Source organism: Methanocella paludicola SANAE, from assembly GCF_000011005.1.
In the GTDB taxonomy this organism is placed as follows: domain Archaea; phylum Halobacteriota; class Methanocellia; order Methanocellales; family Methanocellaceae; genus Methanocella; species Methanocella paludicola.
Genome location: NC_013665.1, coordinates 2620176 through 2646431 on the forward strand (window position 1 = coordinate 2620176; position 26256 = coordinate 2646431).

At 59.0% G+C, this 26256-nt stretch carries 22 protein-coding genes and 1 tRNA gene; 8 read left to right on the top strand and 15 right to left on the bottom strand.

The features are described 5' to 3' along the window. The first annotated feature begins 66 nt into the window (after positions 1-66). Entirely contained in the window at positions 67-2745 is a 2679-nt protein-coding gene (locus MCP_RS13595) for a cation-translocating P-type ATPase (RefSeq protein WP_012901423.1), read from the top strand. Here the strand turns inward: MCP_RS13595 and MCP_RS13600 are convergent. Then, positions 2746-2819: transfer RNA gene (locus MCP_RS13600), tRNA-Arg, on the bottom strand. Between the two features lie 113 nt (positions 2820-2932). On the opposite strand from MCP_RS13600, the gene MCP_RS13605 reads away from it, so the two are divergent. After that, positions 2933-3862 (top strand): DUF4349 domain-containing protein, encoded by a 930-nt coding sequence (locus MCP_RS13605; RefSeq protein WP_128860080.1) that lies wholly within the window; start codon positions 2933-2935, stop codon positions 3860-3862. Positions 3863-3885: 23 nt separating this feature from the next. Here the strand turns inward: MCP_RS13605 and argS are convergent, their stop codons facing one another. The 5 genes from argS to MCP_RS13630 all read right to left on the bottom strand — a co-directional run bounded on the left by argS (position 3886) and on the right by MCP_RS13630 (position 9955). After that, positions 3886-5580: an arginine--tRNA ligase gene (argS, locus tag MCP_RS13610; RefSeq protein WP_012901425.1), complete on the bottom strand. Its 1695-nt coding sequence runs from the start codon at positions 5578-5580 to the stop codon at positions 3886-3888. 2 nt (positions 5581-5582) lie between these two features. Further along, positions 5583-6830, bottom strand: coding sequence for a peptide chain release factor aRF-1 (prf1, locus tag MCP_RS13615; protein WP_012901426.1), 1248 nt, complete (start codon positions 6828-6830; stop codon positions 5583-5585). Between the two features lie 252 nt (positions 6831-7082). Next, entirely contained in the window at positions 7083-8057 is a 975-nt protein-coding gene (locus MCP_RS13620) for a 5,10-methylenetetrahydromethanopterin reductase (RefSeq protein WP_012901427.1), read from the bottom strand. Between the two features lie 129 nt (positions 8058-8186). Continuing rightward, on the bottom strand, positions 8187-8840 hold the full coding sequence (deoC, locus tag MCP_RS13625; protein ID WP_012901428.1) for a deoxyribose-phosphate aldolase: 654 nt from the start codon (positions 8838-8840) through the stop codon (positions 8187-8189). Positions 8841-8878: 38 nt separating this feature from the next. Next, on the bottom strand, positions 8879-9955 hold the full coding sequence (locus MCP_RS13630) for a tetratricopeptide repeat protein (RefSeq protein WP_012901429.1): 1077 nt from the start codon (positions 9953-9955) through the stop codon (positions 8879-8881). A gap of 102 nt (positions 9956-10057) precedes the next feature. Between MCP_RS13630 and ilvE the strand changes: the two genes are divergently transcribed. From ilvE to MCP_RS13645, 3 genes are all read left to right on the top strand, one after another. Beyond that, positions 10058-10936 (top strand): branched-chain-amino-acid transaminase, encoded by an 879-nt coding sequence (gene ilvE / locus MCP_RS13635; RefSeq protein ID WP_012901430.1) that lies wholly within the window; start codon positions 10058-10060, stop codon positions 10934-10936. A gap of 317 nt (positions 10937-11253) precedes the next feature. Beyond that, positions 11254-12726, top strand: a complete 1473-nt coding sequence (locus tag MCP_RS13640) for a complex I subunit 5 family protein (RefSeq protein ID WP_012901431.1) — start codon at positions 11254-11256, stop codon at positions 12724-12726. A 10-nt stretch (positions 12727-12736) separates the two neighbouring features. Beyond that, positions 12737-13222 (top strand): hydrogenase maturation protease, encoded by a 486-nt coding sequence (locus MCP_RS13645; protein ID WP_012901432.1) that lies wholly within the window; start codon positions 12737-12739, stop codon positions 13220-13222. On the opposite strand, the gene MCP_RS13650 is transcribed toward MCP_RS13645, so the two are convergent. From MCP_RS13650 to MCP_RS13660, 3 genes are all read right to left on the bottom strand, one after another. Then, positions 13219-13485, bottom strand: coding sequence for an acylphosphatase (locus tag MCP_RS13650; RefSeq protein WP_012901433.1), 267 nt, complete (start codon positions 13483-13485; stop codon positions 13219-13221). The two genes, MCP_RS13645 and MCP_RS13650, sit on opposite strands and share 4 nt — an antisense overlap. A gap of 16 nt (positions 13486-13501) precedes the next feature. Continuing rightward, complete coding sequence (locus MCP_RS13655; RefSeq protein WP_012901434.1) at positions 13502-14563, bottom strand: type II glyceraldehyde-3-phosphate dehydrogenase; 1062 nt, start codon at positions 14561-14563, stop codon at positions 13502-13504. 69 nt (positions 14564-14632) lie between these two features. Beyond that, positions 14633-15535, bottom strand: a complete 903-nt coding sequence (locus MCP_RS13660) for a hypothetical protein (RefSeq protein WP_231845088.1) — start codon at positions 15533-15535, stop codon at positions 14633-14635. A 219-nt stretch (positions 15536-15754) separates the two neighbouring features. On the opposite strand from MCP_RS13660, the gene MCP_RS13665 reads away from it, so the two are divergent. Then, a complete protein-coding gene (locus tag MCP_RS13665) occupies positions 15755-16330 on the top strand; it encodes a DUF2085 domain-containing protein (RefSeq protein WP_012901436.1) in 576 nt (191 codons plus the stop codon). 757 nt (positions 16331-17087) lie between these two features. Here MCP_RS13665 and MCP_RS13670 read toward each other — a convergent pair. Then, on the bottom strand, positions 17088-17681 hold the full coding sequence (locus MCP_RS13670; RefSeq protein ID WP_012901437.1) for a DUF2085 domain-containing protein: 594 nt from the start codon (positions 17679-17681) through the stop codon (positions 17088-17090). Positions 17682-17711: 30 nt separating this feature from the next. Beyond that, positions 17712-18854, bottom strand: a complete 1143-nt coding sequence (locus tag MCP_RS13675; protein ID WP_012901438.1) for an AI-2E family transporter — start codon at positions 18852-18854, stop codon at positions 17712-17714. A 47-nt stretch (positions 18855-18901) separates the two neighbouring features. On the opposite strand from MCP_RS13675, the gene MCP_RS15765 reads away from it, so the two are divergent. After that, positions 18902-19069 (top strand): hypothetical protein, encoded by a 168-nt coding sequence (locus MCP_RS15765; RefSeq protein ID WP_158301496.1) that lies wholly within the window; start codon positions 18902-18904, stop codon positions 19067-19069. Positions 19070-19071: 2 nt separating this feature from the next. Here the strand turns inward: MCP_RS15765 and MCP_RS13680 are convergent, their stop codons facing one another. Together MCP_RS13680 and MCP_RS13685 are read right to left on the bottom strand one after the other, a co-directional pair. Continuing rightward, the gene (locus MCP_RS13680) at positions 19072-20565 is read right to left on the bottom strand and encodes a carboxypeptidase M32 (RefSeq protein ID WP_012901439.1); all 1494 of its coding nucleotides are present in this window, start codon (positions 20563-20565) and stop codon (positions 19072-19074) included. Further along, positions 20565-21440, bottom strand: a complete 876-nt coding sequence (locus MCP_RS13685) for a damage-control phosphatase ARMT1 family protein (protein WP_012901440.1) — start codon at positions 21438-21440, stop codon at positions 20565-20567. The genes MCP_RS13680 and MCP_RS13685 overlap by 1 nt, the downstream gene beginning before the upstream one ends. Before the next feature lie 92 nt (positions 21441-21532). On the opposite strand from MCP_RS13685, the gene MCP_RS13690 reads away from it, so the two are divergent. Beyond that, the gene (locus MCP_RS13690; RefSeq protein WP_012901441.1) at positions 21533-22693 is read left to right on the top strand and encodes a glycosyltransferase family 4 protein; all 1161 of its coding nucleotides are present in this window, start codon (positions 21533-21535) and stop codon (positions 22691-22693) included. Here the strand turns inward: MCP_RS13690 and MCP_RS13695 are convergent. Both MCP_RS13695 and MCP_RS13700 read right to left on the bottom strand, forming a co-directional pair. Then, positions 22690-23847, bottom strand: a complete 1158-nt coding sequence (locus MCP_RS13695) for an aminopeptidase (protein ID WP_012901442.1) — start codon at positions 23845-23847, stop codon at positions 22690-22692. The genes MCP_RS13690 and MCP_RS13695 overlap by 4 nt on opposite strands. A gap of 58 nt (positions 23848-23905) precedes the next feature. Further along, entirely contained in the window at positions 23906-26254 is a 2349-nt protein-coding gene (locus MCP_RS13700; protein WP_012901443.1) for an AAA family ATPase, read from the bottom strand. Positions 26255-26256 lie beyond the last annotated feature (2 nt).

A 26256-nucleotide genomic window follows, 5' to 3' on the forward strand; every position in this document is an offset into this window, starting at 1 on the left:
TGTAGCCTTCTATTTAACCGTCGAGCTTTTATGACTATTTAGAAGTAGGCAACAGCGGGGCGCTTAATGTTTTACCAGAAGGGCATTGACGACACGTTCAAGGAGCTGCGGACCGGAAGCTCCGGCCTGTCGACCGAAGAGGCTAAGAGGCGGCTGGAGGAGTACGGCCCGAACGTGCTCGAAAAGGCCGAGGGCCCGAGCCCCGTACAGGTCTTTATTCACCAGTTCGCCGACCCGCTCATTTACATCCTCATCATTGCGGCCTTCATCACCATAGTCCTCCAGGACTGGGTGGACACGGGGGTAATTCTGACGGTCATCACGCTGAACGCCATCATCGGCTTCTCGCAGGAGATCAAGGCAGAGCAGGCGGTCCGGGCGCTCCGTAGCCTGGCCGCACCCAAGGCGGTGGTCATACGGAACGGCCGGGTGGAGGAAGTTGACGGCGAGGAGCTCGTGCCCGGGGACATCGTGCTGCTCACGTCGGGCACGCGAGTCCCCGCCGACCTGAGGCTCATCGAGATCATCCGCCTGGAAGTCGACGAATCGGCCATGACCGGGGAGTCGATACCGGCCAGGAAAATGACGGCCCCCCTGAGCCTGGAGAGCTCTTCGGTCGGGGATATGAAAAACATGGCGTTCATGGGCACCCTGGTCGTGTCCGGCCGTGGCCAGGGCATCGTGACGGCGACCGGCGCGAAGACGCAGCTCGGCAGCATTTCCAGGGAGGTGGCCCGGGTCAGGTCGGCCGTGACGCCTCTGCAGGCCAAGCTCGACCACATGGGCCGGAGGATAGGCATCGCTGTCATCGGTGTTTCCGGCATCGCTGTCGTTCTCGGCATCTTCATGGGTGAGAAGCTGGTCGACATGGTGCTCACGGGCATCGCCCTCGCCGTCGGCGCGATCCCCGAGGGCCTTCCCGTCGTAGTCACCATCACGCTGGCCATCGGCGTCAAGCGCATGGCCGACAAGAACGCGATCCTTCGCCGGCTGCACGCCGTGGAGACGCTGGGCAGCACGACGGTCATCGCCTCCGATAAGACGGGCACGATGACGAAGAACGAGATGACCGTGGTGAGGATCTTCGCGGGCGGCAGGCTGTATAGCGTCACGGGGACCGGGTTCTCCCCGGACGGGGAGATCGTGCCGGGAAGTCCCGGCGGAAGGAACATGGCGCTGGAAATGTGTCTCAGGGCAGGGCTCATGGCGAACGAGTCGGGCCTGGAGTTCGATGAAAAGAAAAAGACTTACGTCCCGAGGGGGGACCCGACCGAGGTCAGCCTCATCGTCTCCGCTATCAAGGGCGGCTTCCGCGAGGGCGAGGAGAGGGTCAAGTACGTCGACGTGGACGAGATACCCTTCGAGTCCGAGCGCATGTACATGGCCACGCTCCATAGCGACCCCGATGGAAAAGGGCATATAGCATTCATCAAGGGAGCCCCGGACCGTATCCTGGGCATGTGCGACCGGGAGCTGGGTCAAGATGGTATGGAGGCGGGACTTGATAAGGGGCGGGTGGCCGCCGAGAACGATTCCATGGGCTCCGAAGGCCTGCGCATCCTCGCCATGGCGTATAAGAAATTCCCGGCCGATGTTACGGGCATCGAGCCGTCCATGCTCGAGAGCGGCTCGGTCTTCCTGGGCATACAGGGCATGTATGACCCTCCCCGGGAGGAGGTGCACGAGGCGATCCAGCAGGCGAAGAGGTCCGGCATACGGGTGGTCATGGTCACGGGAGACCACAAGGTAACTGCCCTGTCCATCGCGCGGAAGCTGGATATAGTGGACGACGAGAATGCAGCCGTTCTCACGGGGCAGGACCTGGAGCCCATGACGGACGAGGAGCTATACGAACAGGTGGGCCGGGTGTCCGTGTTTTCCCGGGTGTCGCCCATCCATAAGCTCCGGATCGTCCAGCAGCTGATCAAGCGCGGCGAGATTGTGGCCGTCACCGGGGACGGCGTTAACGACACGCCGGCGCTCAAGGCGGCCCACATCGGCGTGGCCATGGGGAAGAGCGGGACCGACGCGGCCAAGGAGACCGCCGAGATGGTCATCACCGACGATAACTTCGCGAGCATATTCGCCGCCGTGAAAGAGGGCCGCGTCGTGTTCGCCAACATCCGAAAAGTGGTCTTATTTTTGCTGTCGAGCGGCCTGGGGCAGGTCATCTTCATCCTGGCCACCCTCGTCATGCGCCTGCCGCTGCCGCTGCTCCCGTCCCAGATAATCTGGATGAACCTGGTTACCAACGGCCTGCAGGACGTGGCCATGTCTTTCGAGCCGGCGGAGAAGGGCATCGAGTACCAGAAGCCCCGGCCGCGGAACGAGCCCATCATTTCGAGGCTTATGATGGAGCGGCTGGTCGTCATCGGCATCGTGCTGGCGGCGGGCTCGCTGGCCCTGTTCGTTTGGGAGCTGGGGCAGGGGTCGAGTATCGAGAAGGCCCGCACTGAGGCGCTCACCGTCATGGTATTCTATCAATTGTTCAACGTCTTCAACGCCCGCTCGGAGACCAGGTCGGCCTTCAGGATGAACCCCCTGGCCAACCCGTTCCTGTTCTTCAGCATCGTCGCCTCGATCATCGCCCAGTTCGCCGTCATCTACTGGGCCCCGCTGCAATACATATTCAGGACCACGCCCCTGGGGCTCAAGGACTGGCTGTTGATCCTGCCCGTCGCCTTCACGGTCATTATCGTTGTGGAGATCGACAAGGCAGTGAGGCGCATTATGGCAAAAAAGTAGCGGACTCGCCGCGATTCGAACGCGGGTCTCCGGGTCCGAAGCCCGGTAGGATATCCTGGCTACCCCACGAGTCCACGATATGCCTAAACACGCATGAGCGTATATAAGCTTTGTCTCAGCATAATAGCTACGATTTTGCTCGCAGTCAAAGCCATTTTTAAATAATCAAATGCCCACATATGGTATTATGAACACTCACCTCCCTGTTAAAAAGGGATTAATGGCACTTACGATACTCTGCATAGTATCGTTCGTTCTTTTATCGGGCTGCACATCCGGCTTCAACACTCCGTCGGTATCCACGGGGGAAAAGGGATACTCCGACGGCTCGAGTAACTATGCAACGCCGGCGTATGGCGGCACCCAGACAGCGTACGCGACGCCCATGCCCGCGTCGAGCGCAGGCAACGTCTACACGAACGTCAACGACCGCAAGGTCATCATGACCGCCTCGGTCTCGATGGAGACGAGCGAGCACGACAAAGTGGTCAACAGCATAAGGAGCATCACTACAGGAGCGGGAGGCTATGTCCAGTCCTCCAGCACCTGGCTCTCCAGCACGGACAAGAAGCAGACCACTATCTCCATAAAAGTGCCGGCTGCACAGTACGAGTCGGTCCTCTCACAAATAAAAGCGCTCGGCAAGATCAAGTCAGAGTCGAGCTCCGGGTCGGACGTCACCATGACGTACATCGACCTGAGCGCCCGCCTCAAGAACCTCCAGGCCGAGGAGAAGCAGCTCACAGAGATCATGGGCATGTCCAAGAACGTAACCGAGATCCTCACGGTAGAGAAGGAGCTGTTCAGGGTGAGGGGAGAGATCGAGAGCACGACGCAGCAGCTTAACTACTTAGGCAGCCAGGTGGACTTCTCGACCATAACGGTCACCGTCGCGGAGCCGCAGCCCACGGTCGAGTATGACTGGGGCATCGACACCGCGTTCAAGGAGGGCATCCGGGCGTTCATAGGGATGATCGGGGCCCTCATCGTGGTCACGGGGTACCTGGTGCCGCTGATACTCTACCTGGCCATCGGGCTCGCGATACTGTACTTCGTGGCGAGGTTCCTCTGGAACTTCTACAAGAGCTGGAAAAATAAGAGAGCGGGTAAGCCGTAAGACGACTAAAAGTCGTAAGCGGCTTACATCTCTTCCGGGGCGGCGATGCCCAGCAGGTCGAGCGCGTTGGCGAGGGTGATCCTCGCCGCATCGACCAGCGCAAGGCGGGCCTCGCGCAGCTCCGGCTCGGCGCTGAGCACGGGCACGAAGCGGTAGAACTGGTTGAAGCTCTCTGCCAGTTCACGGGCGTAGTTCGCCAGCAGGTGGGGCTTCAAGTCCTTCGACGCTACGTCCACGACGTAGGGGAGCATGGCCATCTTCTTGATGAGGGCCGCCTCCTCCTTTTCTTTTAGCACCGTGGCATCGAAGCTGCCGGGCTTTGCTTTCTCGAGAATGCTGCACGTGCGGGCGTGGGAGTACTGGATGAAGGGGGCGCCCTGCTTCTCGAAATCCAGGGCCTGCTCCCACTTGAACGTTATAGACTTCTCGGGCGCGACCCGGATTATGTCGAACCGGATGGCGCCGATGCCCACGAGGTCGGCGATCTTCCGCTTCTTGTCCTCGGGCAGGTCCTTCCGGCGCTTATCGACCTCGATATAGGCCCTGGCGACCGCTTCGTCCAGGAGGTCGTCCAGGTTGACGACGACGCCCTTGCGGGTCGACATGCGGCCCTCGGGTAGCGAAACGAACGAGTAGAACACGATGCGCGGGGTCTTCTTCTCGCCCAGTATTTTTAGCGTTGCGTCAAGGCGCTGCATGGCCAGCTTCTGGTCCTCGCCCAATACATTAACTGCCTCGTCGCAGTTCGAGAGCTTCCAGATGTGGTAGGCGATGTCCCTGGTGGTGTAGAGCGAGGTGCCGTCGGCCCGGGTGAGCACGAAGTCCTTGTCCATGCCGAACGACGACAAATTCAGGGCCAGCGCCCCGTCCTTGCGCTCGGCGTAGGGCGTCTTTGCCAGCCTCTCCACGATCTCGTTCACCGAGCCGTTCTTCACGAACCCGGACTCCCACACGAAGAGGTCGTAGAAGACGTTCATCCTCGCGAGGGTCGTCTTCTGGCCGTCCATGCAGGTGTTGACCATTTTCTTGAACTTCTCGGACACTTCGGGATCCATGTGCTCGTACTTATTGAGTATCTCGGAGATCTCCTTCTCGACGGCCTCGTTCGACTTCCGCAGGTCAGTCGCGGCGCGGTAAACCTCAACTATAGCGTGGTCGGGCTTCTCTATCTCGGGCGGCTTCAGGGAAAGCGAATCCAGGTGATCGTAGCCCCAGACGATGGTCGCCTCCTGCTTGCCCATGTCGTCCACGTAGTACTGCACCTGCACGTCGTACCCGCCGCTCCGCATGACCCGGGCCAGCGTGTCCCCGATGACGGGGTTCCTGCCCCGGCCCACGTGCAGCGGCCCGGTCGGATTGGCCGACGTATGCTCCAGTACGACCTTCACGCCTTTGGGCGGCAAAAGCACGCTCGAGCGGCCTTTTTTAAGAATATCGCCCAGAGACTCTGCCAGGTACTTCTCATTAGCGTAAAAATTGACGTACGGGCCTGCGGCATCCACCTTTCCGATGTGCTCGCTCGTGCCCATCTTAGAGACGATCTCTTTCGCGATCTGCGCGGGATTTTTCTTGAGCTCCTTGCCCAGCCTGAACGGCAGCGCCGAGCTCACGTCGGCGTGCGCCGACTCTCCCAGGTACATGTCCGGCGACGAGTAGCCCGCCCCGGCCACGGCCTTCTCCATCAGCGAGCGGGCCTCGCTTAAAAGTTCCAGGTACATGTTTACACGCCCGTCTTATACCGCAGGATGGCCGCGATGCCGCCGAAGGCGTTATACAATTGCTCGCCTTCCTCGAACTCGGTGGAGATGAACTCGACCTCGGTGTTCATCTGCTCCGCCGTGATGGACAGCTCGTCCACTACATCGACCTGCTCCGCGATATTCAGTGTCGACTGGCACTTCGGGCACTTGCCATAGTCGAGCGTGGCCTTCTCTCCTGCCCGGTGCTTAACAGTGGTAGTCGAAGTGTACTCGCAGTTCTGGCACTTCAGCGTGATCCGGCTCCTGCGAAGGTCTTCCGAAAGGAGTAGCACGTCCACGGAGCCCATCTTGAGGTTATTACGGACGGAATCCTCCCCGTACGCCGCCAGGCCGCCCTCGCTCACCAGTTCCCGCATGAAGCGCTCCATGAGCTTCTTCTCCTTGACCACTTCGAGGTCGGAGAGCGTGTCCTCTGCCGCATCCATTAGCTCTCCCAGGCCCGACTCGTCCGTGTAGGCGATGTCGAACAGGCCCAGTATCTTGGGCTGAAGCTCATGGTGCAAATACTCCCCCTTGACGAACTCCTCCTTCGTCGGGGTGGGGCCGCCTATGAGGATGCCCTGGAAGTCGTTCCGGTCGATGGCGTTAAAAATATCGCTGGCCGCGTCCCCTATCCTCGTGTTGAAGTCGTTGATGGCGATGAGACGCAACTGCTGGAAACGGTGAGAAGACTGGCCGCCCTTCCTCTGCTTGCCCGGGACTGTGCTCGTGAGGTGCCTCATGGCAGTGACCTTTTTGCCTTTTAAGGTCCCGATGGTCGCCTCCCGGCGGTCAAGCACGATGAGCCCGAACGTCTTCCGGTCGACGAGCATCTCGTCCAGCTTGTCCGTCTCGAAGTTGCTGCCGCACCGGTAGGAGAACGAGGTGATCGGCTGGGGCGGCTCGATGGTGATGGCCTCCATGGAGGTCCGGTCGCCGCCGATGCTGATGGCGCCGCAGAAGATGGCCATGCCGTTCTCCGGCGGCTGCTTGTAATATTTGAGGCGGGACATGATGGACTCCAGCGCGCTCTGGACGTTGTCCCTTGTAGACTTGGACTTGATGTTGGCCGACGAGCCATGCTCGTCCCGGAGGTACGCCACTACGTCCGATATTCTTTTCTCGTGCGGTATGTAAAGGGATATGAGCTCGGTGCCCTGGCCCTGCTTGCTCTTTAATTCTTCGAGTTGCTTCTTGAACTCGTACTTATGCCTTGCTTCTGCGGTCATGTGTTGATATCCTGTGAAATTAAGTTCGAAAACGTTACGGGGCTGTTTAAAACGCACAGCTAAGCGTTATAACGATGAGAAATGTGCGATGCGCTAATCACGACGGGCTGACGACGATAGAACGGGCTCGTTGCCGGCATTTAGAAATGTACTGTGGTTGCGCACAACCCCGACAATGGTGGGACACATTATATAAAGCTTACGCAGGAAAAAAAGCCGAAAAAATAAAAGAAGAAGTGGGTTGAAGCCCACTTACGGTATTACGTACTTGCCGATGAGGCGGATGGACTTGTTCTTGTCGCCGCCGATCGGAGAGCCTGCGACGATCTGGGTGACGCCCATCTTCTCGAGGTCCGCGATCTTGGCGTTCATCTCGGCCGGAGTGCCGTAGATGGAGAACGCGTTGATCATGGCGTCGTCGACTGCGCCGAAGGCAGTCTTGAAGTCGCCCTTTGCGAGGCCGCCCTTGATGGTGTTGACTGCGTCAAGGCTGAGGCCGTGCCTCTGGATGACGGGTACGGGTGCGCCTGCGGCGATGAACGCCACGACGGGCCTTACTGCGCCCTTTGCCTTCTTGCTGTCGTTGTCGATGGAGAACGAGGTGTACGCGGCGATGTCGAACTTCTTCTCGCCTGCCGCCTTCTTGATGATGGGCACTGCGAACGCGAAGTCCTTGGGGTTGGACGCGTTGATAAGGGCACCGTCACCGATCTTGCCGGCGGTCTCGAGCATCTTCTCGCCCTGTGCGCCGATGTAGACGGGGATAGCCTTCTGCTTGGGCTTGTAGGCCAGCGCTGCGCCGGCGTATTTGAAGACCTTGTTGTCCGGGGTGCTGACGGGCGCGCCGGTCCAGAGGGCCTTGATCACTGCGACGCCCTCGGTCAGCCTCGCGACGGGGGTCTCCATCGGGATGCCGATCTTCGGGAGGGTGCTCAGGTCGCCGGGGCCGATACCCAGGGTTGCCCTGCCGTCGGATATCTCGTCGACCGTGCAGATCGCCGAGGCGGTCACTGCCGGGCTGGCGGTGAAGGCATTGGTGATGCCGGGGCCGAGCTTGATCCTCGAGGTCTTGTCCGCGATGAGGGCAAGCGACTCAAAGACGTTGCGGTTGTTGTAGTGGTCCGTAATCCATAAATAGTTCAGACCAGCGTCTTCTGCAAACTTACAATAGTTGATCAGTTCCTTAATCGGAACGTTCGGAACGAATTCTATACCGAAAGTAGCCATAAATTATACCTCACTTTAGGTCTTTTTAACCTAAGTATATTGTAATGAAACTACTTACTTAAAAGAATATCGGTTTTTTAGCTTTTTATAAATAATCAATTATCATATTATAATAATATTATTATGCGCTTACCTGAGGCCTCCCACGATCTTTGGCCCGGAGCTTGTGCCTATGCGCGATGCGCCCGCGTCAATGAACTTTTTTGCGTCCTCGTAGGTGCGGATGCCCCCGGAAGCCTTTATCTTTATGCCCGGCACCTCTTTTTTTATTAGTGTTACGTCCTCGACGGCGGCGCCCTTCGGGCCGTAGCCCGTCGAAGTTTTTACATAGGCTGCGCCCGAATCCTTTACGAGGCGCGCCGCGAGCACCTTCTCCTCGTCCGTCAGGTAGCACGTCTCGATGATGACCTTTACCGCTGCGCCCTGCGTAACGGCCACGACGGCGGTCAGCTCCCGCCTTATTTCCCCGATCATGCCTGACTTGAGGTACCCGAAGTTCATGACCATGTCGACCTCGTCCGCCCCCGAATCGACGGCCGCCCACGCCTCGGATGCTTTTGCGTATGGCGCTGCGGAGCCGAAGGGGAACCCGACGACGCAGCAGGCCTTCACGCCGCTGTCCTCCAGGCGCTTTTTGGCCGTGCCCGCCCAGCACGAGGCCACGCAGGCCGAGGCGAAGCCGTACTCGACGGCCTCGTCGCACAAATTCAGTATATCCTGCTCCGTGGCGTCAGGCCTGAGCAGCGTATGGTCGATACATCGGGCAAACTCGCGGGCGTCCATGGGCATAAGTAAGCACTCCGACGATAAAAAGGTGCTTTTTAGTTGTACACGTCGTAGGCGTTCGGGTCGAAATCGGGGTTGATCTCGATGGTCCGGGTGATGCACCGGGCGGCCTCCTCGTTATTGCCCAGGATGCTGGCGAACAATCCCTTATGATACCACGCCTCGGCGAATCGCGGGTTGATCTCCAGCGCCTTATCGAAGCACGGCATGGCCTCCTCGTATGCCTCCAGCCGGCCCAGCAGCACGCCCCGCATGAACCATGCGGCCTGGCTCCCGGGCTGGAGCTCCGTTACCTTCCTGTAGCAGTCAAGGGCCTCGCGAATCCGGCCGCTGAGCTCGAGCACGCACCCCCGGTAGAACCACGCGTCGGCGTGGCCGTCCCTCATCTCCACGGCCTTATCGAGCATGGCCAGCGCGTCGTCGTACTTTCCGCCTTTTATGAAGAGCATGCCCTTCCCATACCACGCCCCGGCGATGTCCGGGCTGATCCGTATGGACCGGTCGTAGCACTCCAGCGCCTCCGCTTCCTTTCCTTCCTTCGAGAGCACTTCGCCCCTGCCCATCCAGGCGGCGGCGTTGTCCGGCTCGATGAAGATGGCCCGGTCATAGGATTCCAGGGCCTTATCCAGCATGCCCAGGCTGTACTGGTATGAGCCCAGGTAGAACCACAGGTCTGCGCTCATGGGCTCGAGCTCCAGGGCCTTATCCATGCACGACAGCGCCTCCTCGCTCTCCCCGATGCGGGCCAGCGACCGGGCGCAGCTATGCCAGGCCTGCACGGACTTCGGGTCGAACTTGAGGGACATCAGGCAGGCGCCGGCCTCGTCCTCGTACATCCCCAGCTCCCTGAAAAGAATGCTCTTGTTATACCAGAATTTCGGGTTCTGCGGCTGGAGCGTTAAAGCGCGCTCGAAGCACGAGAACGCCTGGTCGAACCGCTTCAGCTCTGTCAACACTAAGCCTTTGCAATTGTATGCGTCGCCATAGTCGCGGTCGAGGCCGATGGCGTGGTCGAACAGCACGATGGAGTCCGCCATGCGCCCCGCGCCCGCCATCTCCAGCCCCTTTTCCAGGGCCGCCTCAGCCTCGATCCGAACGTCTTCCCCCGCCATATGGCTCACCGAATGACAGCTAATACGCTTCACCACGTTATAGACTTTTTGAAAATCAGAAGCCTTATATGCCAGCGTGGCAATTAATCAAGAGGTGTCTGTATGGCCGATTATATCTATATCGACGGTAAGTTCTACACGAAGGAAAACGCGAAGATCTCAGTCTACGATCATGGGCTATTATACGGCGACGGTGTTTTCGAGGGGATCAGGGCCTACAACGGCAGGGTATTCAGGCTGGACGAGCACATAGACAGGATGTTCGATGGCGCGAAGGCGATCATGCTGAAGCCCCCCGTGACGAAGGAGGAGATGAAGGAGATCATCCTCGAGACGTTGCGGAAGAACAACCTGAAGGACGCGTACATCCGGCCCGTCATGACCCGGGGCAAGGGCGACCTGGGGCTGGACCCCAACAAGTGCCCGAAGCCGACCATCATCTGTATCGCCGAGACCTGGGGCGCCATGTACGGCGACCTGTACGAGAAGGGCCTGAACGCCATCACGGTGAGCATCCGCAGGAACGCGCCGCAGACGCTGCCGCCGAACATCAAGTCTTTGAATTATCTGAACAACATCCTCGCCAAGATCGAGGCCAACGTGAAGGGCGGCAACGAGGCCATCATCTTCGATATCAACGGCAACTTATCGGAAGGCTCGGGCGACAACATCTTCGTCATCAAGAACGGCCAGATCCGGACGCCCATCGTCGAGGTCAACCTGAAGGGCGTGACCAGGGGCGCCGTGTTCGACCTGACGAAGCAGCTGAAAATGCCGCTCAGCGAGGCCGACATGAGCTACTATGACCTCTATACGGCGGACGAGATCTTCGTGACCGGAACGGCCGCCGAGCTCTGCCCCGTGACAAAGGTGGACGGCCGCGAGGTCGGCAACGGCAAGCCCGGCCCCATGACGAAGAAGCTCATGGCCGCGTACAAAAAGCTTACCCAGACCACGGGCACGCCCATATTCAAGAAATAACCCGTTTTTCCCATTTTTTATACGGCTATTGCATGTTTAGCCGCTGATATTTTTCCAAACGCTTGTTATGCCGTCGATAAAGAATAGAACATACGATTATCATAGCCATAGACTCCCTAGCAGTTAGCCCGGGAACGGCAGTACGGCATATCGATCGAAAGGGCTTTGAATGCTTCCCCTCCAATGCCTTTTTGCCTCGAAAGCCATCACGTCTCCACATATATCGCAAACATGATGCCATATGAGCCTGTCCCGGGCCAAAAATGCTCTTTTTAATCCGCAAAACTATATTTGATTGGCTGGCGTAGAAGCCTTGGATGTACGAGTACCTGGCGCTTGTTCCTATTATACTGCCCATCGCTGGAGCCCTGCTCACGTACGTGCTGGGAAGGTACTCGGAAAAGCTCCAGGACATCTTCATCGTGGCCTTCGCCGCCCTGCTTTTCGTGTTCAACGCCTCGTATTTCGTGGCCCTCAGGGAGGGAATACTGAGGCCCGTGACTTACGGGTTCATGGTGCTCGACGCGCCCGGCATCTTCATCGGCACGCTGGTCGCGTTCATCGGGACGCTGGTCGTCTTCTACTCGTTCGTATACAAGGACAGGACGCACTACGATAACACGTACTTCATCATGTATTTCCTGCTCATGGGCATGATGAGCGGCCTGGCGAGCACCTACAACGTCATCGTGATGCTCATCTTCCTGGAGGCCGCCACGGTCATCAGCGCCGTCCTCATACTGTTCGGCCGCACCAAGAAAGCGATCCGGGCGACCTACGTGTACCTGGCCATCAGCATCGTCGAAGTGATACTCGTCGTTACGGGCGCCTTCATCCTCTACAACGACGCGGGCACGCTGGACCTCAATAAATTAACGGCAGGCGCCGTAAGCGAAGGGGACATGTTCCTGCTGGCCATGCTCTTCTTCTTCGGCTTCGGCACCAAGGCAGGGCTGTTGCCCCTGGGCATCATCTGGCTCCCGTCCGCGCACTCCGAGGCGCCGCCCCCGATCAGCGCCACCATGTCGGGCATACTCATCAAGGCGAGCGTCGTGGCCATGGTCAAGGCCATCTACCCGTTCTACCTCATATCGGGAGTTGAGACGCTCATCCTGGTCGTGATCGGGTTCGGGGTCCTGAACATGCTCGTGGGCGTAATCATGGCCCTGCTATCCGAGGACATTAAGCGCCTGCTGGCGTTCCACAGCATCAGCCAGATGGGCTACATCATCATGGGCTTCGGGCTGGCCACGCCTGCGGCCGTCTACGGCGCCCTGTTCCATATCACGAACCACATGCTCTTCAAGGGCTGTTTATTCCTAATTACGGGCGCCCTCATACTGCGGGTCAACACCCGGCAGATCCATAGGATGGGCGGCCTGATGAAGCAGATGCCCCTCACAGGCCTTTGCTTTTTAATCGCATCACTGGCCATGTCGGGCGTTCCGCTCTTGAACGGCTTCGTCAGTAAAGAGCTGATATACGAGGGCTCGGTGCAGGCCGGATACCCCGTGCTGTTCTCGGCCTTCGGCCTTGACCTGACCATATTAGGCCTCGTCGGATGGCTCACCAGCATCCTGACCTTCGCCTGTTTAATTCACGCATTCTACGTGATGTTCCTGGGCAAGCCGAAGGAAGAGTTCAAGGACGTGAAGGAGCCTCCCCTGTATATGTTGCTGCCCATACTGATCATGGCGGGGCTATGTATCGTCATAGGCGTGTACCCGGACCTGGTCTCCGGCGCCCTGGAGTTCGCCGCCGACGCGCTTCTTGCGCTTACGCACTTATGACCGGAGGAGAATGTACCCGGCACTACAGAAAGAGCTAGAGGAAAGACTTCGAGGGATATCGCCCGAAAGAGTCGTCTTTGTCGGCGTGGGCAACCGCATGAGGGGCGACGATGCGATAGGGCCGGCGCTCATCGACCACATCAAGGACGAAGTGCCCCATGCCATCGACGCGGACGGAGTCCCCGAGAACGTGACGGCCTCTATCAGGCGGCTCAACCCGAAAGTCATCATCTTCTTAGACGCGGCCAGCCTGGGGGAAGCCCCGGGAAGCGCCAGGATCGTGGAGGCGGGCGAAATGCAAAAGCTCGAGTCCAGCGTCCACAATTTTTCGCTCGACGTCGTCATGGAATACCTGGAGGCCGCGGCGGGCGCCGACGTGTTCCTGGTGGGCGTGCAGCCGGAAAGGATCGGCGAGGGCGAGAGCATCTCTCAGGAGTTAAAAAAGCCGCTTGAGGATATCGCCTCTATCCTGATAAGTGCAATAAAAAAGGGCTAGCGGATCTCGAAGCCCCGGTACCCGGCGGCATCGGCCGGATTCACCCTGACCTCGCGGACCTCGGAGACCCGGGGGCCGTGCCTGACGATCTCTAAAAGCTTATCGACCTGGTGGTCATAGCCCTCGAAGACGGCGTGCACCCGGCCGTCCTCAAGGTTCTCCACGTAGCCGCGCACGCCAAGCATGACTGCGTTTCGCCGGGTAAAGGCCCTGAACCCGACGGCCTGCACCCTGCCCGATACGATGACGTCTATGGCTTTCATTAAGGAGTGCCGCCCATCAGGGCGGCGTAAGCTTCCACGGGTTGAAGTTGCCGATGGCGAGGGCCTTATTGGTCTTCTCCATGGACTTCTTGCCGTCCTTTTCGATCCCGGTCATCGCCCGGATGCAGTCGATGTTCTCGGGCACCACGTCGGACTCCTGGTGGATGGCCTGGAACACGTTGAACTCGCCTTCCTTGTCGATGGTCACCGACTCCTCCCAGATGGCGTTCTCCATGATGTCGTTCCTGGGCCTGCCGAGCTCCCGGCCGAACTCGATGACGTCGCCGGTGAACTTGATGGTGTACCAGGAGGGGATGAGCCAGAGCCTGGGGTACTGCTTGATCGCTGCGATGATCTCGTCCCTGGACGGCTTTTTCTTTAGCGTGGCGTTCACGAAGTGCATGTGCATCAGCGTGGTGGGCACCTTCATGGCGGCCGTGTCGATGTTGATGTGGGGGAGCACGGTCTGCACGTCCGGGCCGTGGTGGGATGGTAAGTGAATGGGATCGGGCACGATGCCGTTGATCGGGCCGCGCTTGGCGTCGTTAGGGTCGCCGCCTCTCCTTACCAGGACGACCCTGGCTTTCTGCACGCCGAAGGCCGTGTCCATTGCATAAAGCAGCCTGCACAGGCCCGTGGTGTTGCACGAGACCACCCGGACGTACTTCTTGCCGATGGCCTGGGCGTAGTTGGCCGCGGCGTTAAATGACGTGCCGGCCACCTCGTGCTCCTCGCCGCCCTGGAAGATGGCGGGCTTGTCGAGCTTGTCGTAGATGCTCTTCTTGTTCTCCTCTCCCAGGCCCTCGGGGGCACAGTCGACCACGATGTCGGCCTTCTTGATCATGTCCAGGTTTGAGCCCGCGAGGGAGATGCCGGCCGCCTTGAACTTCGACTCGGCCTTGGCCGGGTCCACGGCGTAAATGGGATAGCCCTTCTTATTGGCGGCGTATGCCTCGTAGTCGGGCTTCGTCTTGGCGATTCCTACCAGCGTCATGTCGTCCTGGCGCATCACTGCGTCGGCGACTCTCTTGCCTATGGTGCCATAACCGTTGAGCGCTACTTTGATCTTATCTGCCATCAGGAATTCCTCTTGAAATTATATTATCGGGTATCATATTATATGTTGCGAGAAAAGTATGAGCCGGTCTTACCCGTCCATCATCTTCCTGAGGCTTTCCGGGTCGATGCTGCCCCTCTCCGAGGACAGGAAGCCGTACTGGTTGAACGTCCCCCGGAACATGCCGATGTTCAGGCCGAAGAACACGGGCCTTCCCCACGAGTCGGTGCCGATGTATATGGCGTTCTCGCCCTGCTCAGGCGTGCCCTCCGTCATCGGGTGGTTCTTGAAGTACACGTAGTCTCCCGTCCTGAGGCCTTCTGCGGAGCCCGGCGAGTACTCGTTGCCCGACCACTTCTCGAGCGTCTTGTACTCCTCCAGCTCGCCGTCCTTTGAGGTGGTGTACGTCTTCCACCCCCTGATCATCAAAGTGGGAAGCCGCCTGTCGAAGTTCCTTTCGCCCACGGTGTCGAGCTTCGACTTTAGCAAAATTAAGTTTATGGCCGCCGCGCAGTCGATCTTGTACTTGCCACCGCTGGAACTGATAAAGTCGTGCATGGCGTCCGCCTTGTCCACGCCGTCCTTGAGCTTCCAGAACTGGCTTCCCTGGTGATAGACGGGCTCCCAGTACTTCGTGTTAAAGTACTGGCTCTCCATGTGCCGCCCGAACTGGAGGCGCCCGGAGGACATCTTCTTATGGAAGGTGACGCAGTTGTCCACCACGGCCCTTCGGTAAGCGGCCTCTTCGGGCGACATGCTGTCGAACCCCTTGTTCGTGTCGATGCCGGCCAGGGTCTGGGAGCTGAGTGCCTGTGCCGAGGGCATCCCCGAGGACGAGTCCTGCATGCCATACATGCCCTGCATCCCGAACGGCGACATGCCCTGCATATCATATGGCACTTGTGCCTGCGGCATCTGGGCGAGCGCCGGCGTGCAGAAAGCGGTCAGCGTGACGACGAGCGTTATTAAGGTGGCGTAGTGTTTCGGCAGCATCGATAGCGATACGCGGCTTATGGGGGCTAAATGATTCGTCGAAAGAATGAATGACACGGGGCGCGGGCCGCTCTTTGTTTTCACATCCTGCCCGCGCCCCCGGTCGCTGAAACTCCAGTGTTCTAATCGCGGGCTTCCGATAGTATGCCCCCGCGCTAAGTACCCTTACCCCCCTCTAAAGGGATTTATACCAATAGCGGGAATATCGTTGGTTGTATCATGGTCAATATAAAGATGTTGGCTTTTGACGCCATCGTTATCGCTTATACGGCCATCGCCCTGGCAGAGTTCGTCCCCTGGGTATTACTTTCGCTGACGGGGTACGCTCCGCTCGCCCTGGGCATCTCCGATACCATCTTCAGATTTTTCTCCATCTTCTGTCACCAGCTTCCCTGGAGGTCGCTGTTCTATGACGACATCCAGATGCCGGTGTGCGCCCGGTGCGCCTCCATCTACGCGGCCACGGCGCTGGGGCTGATATTTTTGAGGCTCAAGGGTTTTGGAGAGAAGGAGTTCAAGATGAACTGGCTTTTGTTCGTGCTCCTTTTGGCCCCGACTGGCATCGACGGCCTGACGCAGCTGTTCGGCTGGCGGGAGAGCACGAACGCCCTGAGGCTTGTCACCGGCGTGCCCTATGGCCTCGCCTACGCCTACGTCCTTGCCTGGGCCGTGCCGTTCGTCTACGCCCTGCTCGAGCTGATCTATGTGGCCCTCAAGCGTGACGGGCAGCGGACGGATGCTGTGCTGGCCCGTGTTAAGGATATGGCGTGGCCTTTCAACTCGAAGAAAAATTGACTTCAACAGTTCCATTCCGGGATATCAATGATGTTACTGCTAGCCTATTTCGCTGATTAGTTCGGTTTCAGACACTCCTTTTTTTAGTGTTCTCCTGTGACAGGTAAGCGACGCACGCTGAATAGTACGGTTTCAGACACTAAAACACGAAATTCCTTTTTAGAGTAACACGAAGTACCCGAAGTACTCTATGCTTCACGGTTAATTCTCTAAAACCATGAAAATCACTATTAAAACCAAAGGGCACCAAAGTCGCGGTTTAAAATCAAATAACAAACTGACGTAAAGTCACGAGCGCACACCAACTAAAACAATTAATCAAACGCTACTCCAGGTTTGTGTGGTATACCAAACAATCGCTCGCCTTTGCTGTCGTTCTCTTTGATTTTTAGTTGGTGTGCGTTCGTGTCCTTAAGTCAATTTGTTATTTGTTTTTAAACCGAGTATTTGGTGCCCTTCGATTCTTAATTGTGGAATTTGAGTATTTAGAGAATTAACCGTGAGCCATAGGGTATTTAGAGTATTTAGTGTAAACTCTAAAAAATCGTTTCGTGTTTTCGTGTCTGAAACCGAACTAATATGCAAAAGGCGCTTGCCCGACATAGGAAAACTCTAAACAAGGAGTGTCTGAAACCGAACTAATATGCAAAAGGCGCTTGCCCGACATAGGAAAACTCTAAACAAGGAGTGTCTGAAACCGAACTAATATGCAAAAGGCGCTTGCCCGACATAGGAAAAAATATGGAAACTGTCCGACCTACGGGTCTTGCTGATTGGTTTTAGCCCCCACTGAATCCTTTTTAGGCCCGTCCTCGGACTCGATGATATGCTGCACGTAGGGCAGAACGAACAGGGCGCTGCCGAGGCCGAATATAGCGCCAGTGATGACTCGAATCTCGTTATTACTCAGCGTGGTCCATACCAGTTCGAAGCCGGGGCCGACGCCGCGGGGTATGGGTATGCCGAAAAGCTGGGCTGTACCGTCGATGGCCATGGGCACGCACAATAAGACATAGTAAAAGATATGGAAGGGCTTCAGCCAGGTCCGCAGGAAGTAGAAGGCCAGGCCTCCGACAAGGAAAGCGGCGTAGATGGCGAAGCACCGGGAGCACACGGCCATCTCGTAGCCGAAGACGAACAGGCTACGGTCGGGGAGCTGGTGGCATGTGACGTGGTAGGCCGCCATGATCAAGCCGGCGACCTGCACCATCAGGGGGTTGCCCGTGGAGTAGAGGTACGGGGCCAGCACGATGGGGACTATGAACAGGAACAGCAGTACGTTCATAATGGTAAGCCAGTGCCGCACCACGAAGGAGGCGGATGCCAGCAGATATCGGTCGATCGTGCTCATACCAGTCTAAACGAAAGAGGCGCCTCTGGTTTATATCTTTGATGCTTCCGACTCACGCGAGATCGCGGGTACGACGATGCGGAAGTAGTGCGTGAGAAGGACGAGTACGATGGCGCCGATGAAGAGGCCGGCGATGCCGAACACGATGGGGCCCAGGATGTAGGCGAACATGAGCAGGCCCGTGTGGACCCTGCCGCTGGACATGAAGGGCCTCAGGACGAAGTCGGGCAGCACCTCTACGAAGATCATGATGGCGGCCACCATCATGATGTAGAAGACGATATTGGGGAAGAACGTGCCCGCCATGAGGGATATCACGAGCACGTACAGGAGCAGGGGCACGATGACTATGTACATGCCCACGACCGGCAGGAGGGCGGACACTCCGCACAGGATGCCCATCAGGATGGGCGACGGTATGCTCATGCCCGGCGGCGCGAACATGTTGAGTACGCTGAACACGGTGGCGGCCAGGATGGCGAAGAACACGATGCTCAGGATGTTGCCGAAGAATATCTTCTCCAGGTCCTCGTCCACGGCCCGGCCGTACTTCAGGAGCATTCCGTCGTACTCCGCCATGAGCGAGGGGAACGTCGACTTCAGCCACGACACGAGCTTCTCGTCCTCCCTCAGCATGTAGAACACGATGACGATGACTAGGAACAGTTTGAATATGATGTCGACGATGGTGGAGCCGGTAGAAATGACGAGCTGCTGGAGGTTCGCGATCGAGCTGCCGTACCCCTGCAGTGCCTCATAAAGGTCCTGGGGCACTATGGCGCCGAAGTTCCCCGACATGATGTTCTCCATGGTGAAGTTCCGCTGGATCTCGGAGACCACGTTGCTCATGTTCGACAGCGGCCCCTCGGGCAGGGATTGCAGCCCTATGCCCGTGATCAGGGCGTTAAACTGGGACAGGGCGAGCAGCAGCGTGTAACCGATGATGAGAAGCAGCGGCAATACTAACAACAGCATGCACACCGTAACGAGCAGCGTCTCGTTCTTGATGTGCGGCTGCAGCATGCGCTTGATGGGCCTCGCGATGTAGTAGATGAAGACCGCGTAGACGATGACCGTGAGGAACGGCCACATGACCCACAATAATAGCAGCACGAGGGCCGCGCCGAAAATGAGCCATTTGGCGTCGTACGCCCGCTGGAATATCCCTGACATCTAATTGAGGTAAATGTTTATTAGATGAAATACGTTATGTATGCTTGATGGTCAGCGACTTTTTCAAGGGAAAAAAGTGCGGCATCTGCGGGAAGGATGCCACTAAAGCCATGTTCGGGCGCTATCTTTGCGACTCTGAGGAGTGCTACTGGAAGGCCCGCGAGGCCCGCTCCCAGGAGTGCGCCGGCAAGACGATGAAGCCCGGCGATAACTGAGCTTACAGGCTTATCCCGTAGAGCTTGCCGTATTTCTCTTTAATGTAGCGGACGAAGTAGTCCTCGTTGAGGGCTTCGCCGGTGGCCTTTTTCACGAGCGTGGCGGCGCCGTAGCGTTTGCCGTGCCTGTGCACGTTCTTCCGCAGCCAGCCCAGCAGGGCTCCGGTGTCCCCTGCAGCGATGCTGTCCTCGAGGCCGGGCACCTGGCTTTTGGCGGCGTGCCAGAACTGGGCCGCGTACAGGTTGCCGAGCGTGTAGGTGGGGAAGTACCCGAAGTTGCCCCCGGACCAGTGGATGTCCTGCAGGCATCCGGACGCATCGTCGGTCACGGGTATGCCCAGGTACTTCTCGAAGAGCTCGTTCCAGTACGAGGGGATGTCGGGCGTTTTTATCTTATTTTCGAAGAGAGCCCTCTCCACGTCGTAGCGGAGCATGATGTGCAGGTTATAGGTGACCTCGTCGGCGTCCGTGCGGATGTAGGAGCGCTTTACGGCATTCACATGACGGTAGAAAGCCCCGGGGGACATTTTCTTAAATGCCGGGTAAGCCTGCCTGAACTTCGGGTAATAGAAACTCCAGAAGGCCTCGCTCCTGCCGACCATGTTCTCCCAGAGCCGTGACTGCGACTCGTGGATGCCCATGGACACGCCCTCGGCCAGCGGAGTGCCGTAGTACTTCTCCAGGAAGCCCTGCTCGTACAGGGCGTGGCCGGCCTCGTGCATGGCCGGGAACACGACGTACGAGGGATCGGCCTCGTTATAACGGACTGTGATGCGGACGTCCCGGCAGGCGCCGGACGTGAACGGGTGCGCCGATACGTCGATGCGGCCCCTGTTCAGGTCAAAGCCCATGTCGGCCGCGAGCCCGGCGACGAAGGCGCCCTGGGCCTCCACAGGGTACGTCCCCTTCGGGACGGCGCCGTCGAGGCAGGGCTCATTAAGAATTTTAGAGGCAATAGGTATGAGCTTCTTTTTGAGGCGGGAGAACACGGCGTCTATGTCTTTCGACTTAGCGTAAGGCTCGTACTCGTCCAGCAGGGCGTCGTAGAGCGTGTCCTCGTAGCCGATGTGCTCCGCTATCTCGAACCGGAGGCCGATCACCTTATCGAGCAGCGGCTCCAGCATTCCAAAGTCGCTCCCGGCCCTGGCCTTCACCCAGGCGTTCATGGCCTCGGACTGGGCACGGCTGGCCTCTTTAACGAGGTCGCCGGGGACGGCCGACGCGAGCCTCCACTTCCGCTCAGTTTCCCTGAGGATGACGGCCCCGTCCACGGATAGCTCCTGCTTTTTCAGGGCCCGGATAAGCCGGCCCATCTCCTTTGACGTGAGGCGCTCATGAATGATGCCCGACATGACGGCGTGCTGCTTCGCCCTGTCCGGCGCAGAGCCGGGGGGCATGCAGGTGCGCTCGTCCCACGTGAGGATGCCCGCCGCCTGCTCCAGCGTGCCGATCTCCCTCACCCTCTCCAGTAATTCCCTGTATTCCGCGCTTGCCATTATTTCACCAGCTTTGCCACGTTCCAGCCTTTCTTTACTCCGATGGACCTGGCCACGGGCTCGCACTTCGCCCTCATGAGATAGGCGATCGGCCTGAACCCCTCGTCCGAGAGGGACTCGTAGTTGGCCATGCCTTTACTTACGATGACGTCGGCCTCCTTCATGGCCCCGAGCGTTTCCGCGGGCAGTTCTCTCATGCAGAAGCCGATAGCATTTGAGCCCGTGGTGAGCACCCGGTCCACCTTCTTTTCAAGGCCCATCTTCCGAACATCGTCCATCGTCGCATCCGTAACGATGTTCCCGCCGCGCACGACCAGCGTGACCTTTGCCCCTGCCGATTTTAACAATTCAAGGACGAGCTCGTCGAAGTATATCTCGCCGCAATTATCCGTAAGATAAGCGACTTTACCGCCCTTTGCCAGGCCCATGATGGCGTCCGTGTCGTCTACCTGCAGGCCCCGTTCCATCTCCTCCGCGAACAGCGACTCGAAGTCCCCGATGTCGACCTGGTGTTCCTGCAGGCCGAAGTCGAAGTTATTGCCCACGATGGAGGCCAGCACGGCGAGCCTGAACCGGTCTCCCAGAGGCGCCTCCGCAACCCGCTCCCTGACGGCCGGCATGAGCTTCGCGGCAATAGCGTTGCTCTGCGCCTTAATTTCACTGTACGGGTCGTCGTCCCTCAGGATGGCGTAAGCCCTGCGGTGAATGCCGGTGGATATGTTAGTGGCATTCACGCCCTCCTCGAAGTTCTCATTCAGGTATTCAAGGCCGCTCTCCATGACCTTGAAAATAAGGGACGGGTCCTTCGTGGAGAGCCCGGCCTCGTACAGCGTTCGATTTAATAAGCAGGGAGCGCATCTCGGGTCCGACTTCATAGTGGATACAGAATGGCGGCGGTACGATATATGCTTTATCAGGCAGGTAATTGAATACTTATATATTTGTAAAAATATATTAGTTGATACCTATGGAGACATTACGCATCGCGATGTTCGCGTGGGAATCGCTCCACGGCGTCAAGGTGGGCGGCCTGGCGCCCCACGTGTCCGAGATATCGGAGGCGCTGGCCAGGAAGGGGCACGAAGTGCACGTGTTCACCCGGAGGGGCGCGTACGGCCCTTACGATATGATAAACGGCGTCCACTACCAGAGAGTGAGGAACGATGGCGGCGGAAGCATCGTCCGCCAGATGGACTCGCTCTGCGGCTCGTTCCTGGACCGCTATCATGCCGTTAAAAAATTATTTGGGGAATTCGACGTCCTCCACGGCCATGACTGGCACCCCGTCACGGCGCTTACGCGGCTCAAGAAGAAGGGCAGGGACTTCGTGATGACGTACCACTCCACCGAGTGGGGCAGGAACGGGAACCGCCATAGCGCCTCGCAAGAGGCCAGGGAGATCTCTCACAGGGAGTGGCTGGGCGGATACGAGGCAAAGGAGCTCATCGTCACCTCTAAGGCGCTCATGGACGAGCTTCAGATGATCTACAGCATGCCGCCGTACAAGCTCAACCTCGTGCCCAACGGCATCTTTCCTAAGAAGATCGGGCGCGATGTCGACCTGGTATCAGTGAAGAAGCGGTATAAGATCGAGCCGGAGTCCCCGATGGTCCTGTTCGTGGGGCGCATGAAATACCAGAAAGGGCCGGACCTGCTCGTGAACGCGGTGCCGCAGGTGCTTAAGAAGAGCAGGGATGCCAGGTTCGTGTTCGCGGGCGAGGGCGACATGCGGCCGCTCTGCATTGATAAGGCCCGGAGTCTGGGGGTATCTGGCGCCTGCAGGTTCCCCGGATACGTGCCGGACGGCGAGCTCGCGGACCTCTTCAACTCGTGTGACATGCTCGCGGTGCCTTCGAGGAACGAGCCGTTCGGCATCGTGGTGCTGGAGGCATGGGACGCGTGCAGGCCTGCCATCGGAACGGATGCCGTCGGCATCATCGATAACTTCGTCAACGGCATAAAAGCGAGGCCGCAGCCCGAGTCGCTGGCCTGGTGCATCAGCGATGTGGTGGATAAGCCTCGAGCACTCAAATGGATGGGCATGCAGGGAAAAAAATTAGTGGAATCCATCTACGACTGGAACAACGTCGTGGACAAGCTCCTCAAGGTATACGGCAGGGTCGCCTAGCGCAGAAGCTGGCCGTCCTTCATCATCAGCTTCTTTTTGCCATCCCTGTATTCGACCTCTAGAGTAACGTCGGGTGCCGTGACGAAGTCCCAGTGCATGTTGCTCGAAACGTTGCCGCCGTACATGTCGCTCCGGCCGAAGGCCACGTGCACCGAGCCGCCGATCTTCTCGTCCGTGAGGATATAGCCGATGGCGCGGTCGATGACGGGGTTCAGGCCGATGCCCAGCTCCGCCACCTTCAGGGCGTTTTCCGCCCCGTATTTCTCCTTATCCAGCTCCGTCATCTTGTGCAGGGTATCGCGCAGCACTTCCTGGTTATGCTCGGCCGTGCACTCGTCAGGGAGCAGCGTCCCGTCCTTGAACTTGAGCCGTACGCCTTTGATGATGGTGCCCCGGGTCAGGTCGTCGATGGTCAAAGGACAGTAAATGGTGCCGCTGCCGTAGGTCTCCACTGGCGCCACGAAGACCTCGCCTGCAGGCAGGTTGCCGCCCAGGTCGCCCACCGCCACTTTCTCGGGAGTGAGCACGCCGTCGTCCGGGTTCAGGCGCCGGCCCTCGATGTCCAGCCGGAAGTCGGTGCCGTGCGGGTCGGTAACGTGCACGTACTTCGCGTTGTGGAGGACCCGCATCACATGCTCGCAGTCCTCTTTTAAAATACCGTAATCTATGAGGCAGCCGCCGATCACGAGCTTTTCCAGCTCGCTCAACGGAACGTTATACATCCGTGCCATGCCGTCCGTAGCCCAGCCCATGTACAGCCAGCGCTTACCTGGCTTACCATAGATGATCTGCATGACCGGGAAGTTGCCCTCGGAGCGCGCCTGGAGCTTTTCCCGGAAGTGCTTCTTAATGCTCGGGTCGCTGTACGGCTCGACGATAACGTAGGCGTCCATGGCCTGGACCACGCCCATCATGATCTTGGGCATCTTCTTGAGCTGCTGGACCGTGCACGTATCCAGGAGGCGCTTCTGGTAATCGTTGGATACTGCGGTGATGAACGGCTGGCCGCCGCGCTTCGCCACGGCGATGCCGATCTCCTCCAGGAACTTCTGTTCGTGCGTTCCCCCGCTTATTAAAACAGCGTCGCCCTCCTGCACGTCGAGCGAGCCCAGGACGTCCTCCGCCAGCTTCGGGTATATCTTCTCGTCGATCATCGTGAACACCATGCATTCATTTAGACTAGATTGTCTCTCCGTAATCAATAATGTGTTCTCACGTTTCGTCGGGCACGATGGTGATGCCGTCATCGTCGTACACGGCGAGCCAGCGCCGGTGGGCTTTGAGCTCGCCCGTCAGGATCAGGCGGCTCAGGGGCACGTAGATGAACTGCCGCACGACCCTCCTGAGCTCCCTGGCCCCGTATTCGGGGCTGTACCCGGCACGGGCCAGATAATCCTCCGCCTCATCGCTGAGGCGAAGGGCCACGTGGTGCGTCCGCTCAAGCTCTGCGAGGGTCTCGGTCAGCGTCTTTCTCAGCAGGCGCCTGACGGCGTCCACGTCCAGCGGCCTGAACGAGACGATCTCGTCGATGCGGTTGATGAGCTCCGGCTTGAACGTTTCCAGCCCCTTCTTACGCGGCCTCCGCTTCATGCCCTCTTCCATCTCCTCGTAGCTCACGCCCCCGCCGGGCTCCAGGTTGGACGTGAGGATGAAGATGGCGTTCCTGGCGTCCGCCGTCCTTCCCTTGGAGTCTGTAATCCGGCCCTCGTCAAAAAGCTGCAGGAACACGTCGAACACCCGGGGGTGGGCCTTCTCAACCTCGTCGAACAGGGCGACCGTATAGGGCCGTGCCCTAAGCATGCGGACCAGCAGGCCGCTCTCCTCATAGCCGATGTATCCGGGCGGCGAGCCGATGAGCCGGGCCACGCTGTTCTCCTCCGAGTACTCCGAAAGGTCCAGCCGGATCATCTCCGACGGGCTGCCGAATAAAAACTCCGCCAGGAGCCTCGCCGTCTCGGTCTTCCCCACGCCAGTGGGGCCGGTGAACAGGAAAACGGCGAGCGGCCCCTGCCGCTTCTCGATGCCGGAGTAGGCCACCATGAGGCGCTTGCTGACTTTCGCTATGGCCTCCTCCTGTCCCGCCAGCCTGCCCCTTAAAAATCCTTCGAGCCCGAGCAGCCGGGACGTGGTGGGGCCCTCGAGGTGAGAGGCGGCCAGCTCGAGCGGCATGCCGGCGCTGCCGGCCAGCGTTTCCGCGATGGAGCGGGCGTCCACCTGCCTGCGGGGCTCGTCCATGGAGCCCATGCTGAGCACAGGTATCCTTGCCCCGGAGCACGCCATATCCAGCAGGTCCACGGCCTTGTCCGGCAGCATGTGCTCCGCGTCGAACCGCATGGATAGGTCCACAGAAGCCTCGAGCGCTTCGTCCAGGATGCGCACGCCGTGGTGCTCCTCCAGCTTAGGCCTGAGCGTGCCCAGCATGGCCAGCGCCTCTTCCCGGCAGGGCTCTTCGACGAGTATCGTCTCGAAACGCCTTTCAAGGGCGGGGTCGGCCTCGATGTGGCGGTGGTACTCGGCGATGGTGCTCGTCCCGATACACCGGAGTCCCCTTACGAGGTAGGGCTTGAGAATGTTCGAGGCGTCGAGCGCCGAGCCGTCGCTCCTTCCCGCGCCGACGACGGTGTGGATCTCGTCGATGAACAGTACGATGCCCGGGTCAGCGACTGCCTCGTCCAGGACGCCGGTCAGCCTCTCCTCCAGGTCTCCCCGGTACTTCGTGTTCGCCACCAGGGATGCCATGCTAAGCTGGATTATGCGCTTCCCTCCGAGCACGTGGGCATCCTTGCCCCGGGCGATGCGCATCGCGAGCGCCTCCACGACGGCCGTCTTTCCGACCCCGGCCTCCCCGATAAGCACCGGGTTATTCTTCGCCCGCCGCCCCAGCACCTGTATAAGCTGTAAAAGCTCCTTTTTTCGCTCCGAGAACGGGCCCAGCCTGCCGGCCATCGCTTCCCTCGTAAGGTCCCGGCCATGCTTTTCAAGGTATCCGCCATGCTTCAGCCCCAGCCAGTCGTTCACGGCGCTGGAGATCTCCTTCTTTTCCATGGAGCGCTGGAACTGCTTATCGCCGCCCTCCAGTATGGCTATCCACGCGTACGCGGGCTCCATCATATCTCTAAAATCGATGCCGGCGCCCGAGAGCGCCGCCTCGATGGCCGGGCCGGGGCACTCCAGGATGGCCGCCAGCAGGTGCAGGCTCGATATTTCGTTCCTGGCGTAGGAGAGCCCTCCCGCCCTCCGGAACAGCGCCTTGCACTCCTCGCTCCGGTGGAACACCCTGGGCTCCTGCGACTTATCAGCGCTTCCCAGCGCCTTCCTGACGCCGCGCCTGATCACAGCCGCCGGGGACGGCCTGTCGCACGCGCCCTCGAGCACGTTACGGATGGCGTCCATCTCAGCCTTGATAGGCCCGGGGTCCGCCGTGTCGACGGCCTTGTCCAGGCTCATGATGCCGATAAAGAGGTGCTCCTTCTCGATGACACGGCTCCTCGACCTGGAGGCCTCCTCCGCAGCGATGTCCCATGACCTGGATGCGCCCGCTGTCAGCCTTATCGTGTCCATAG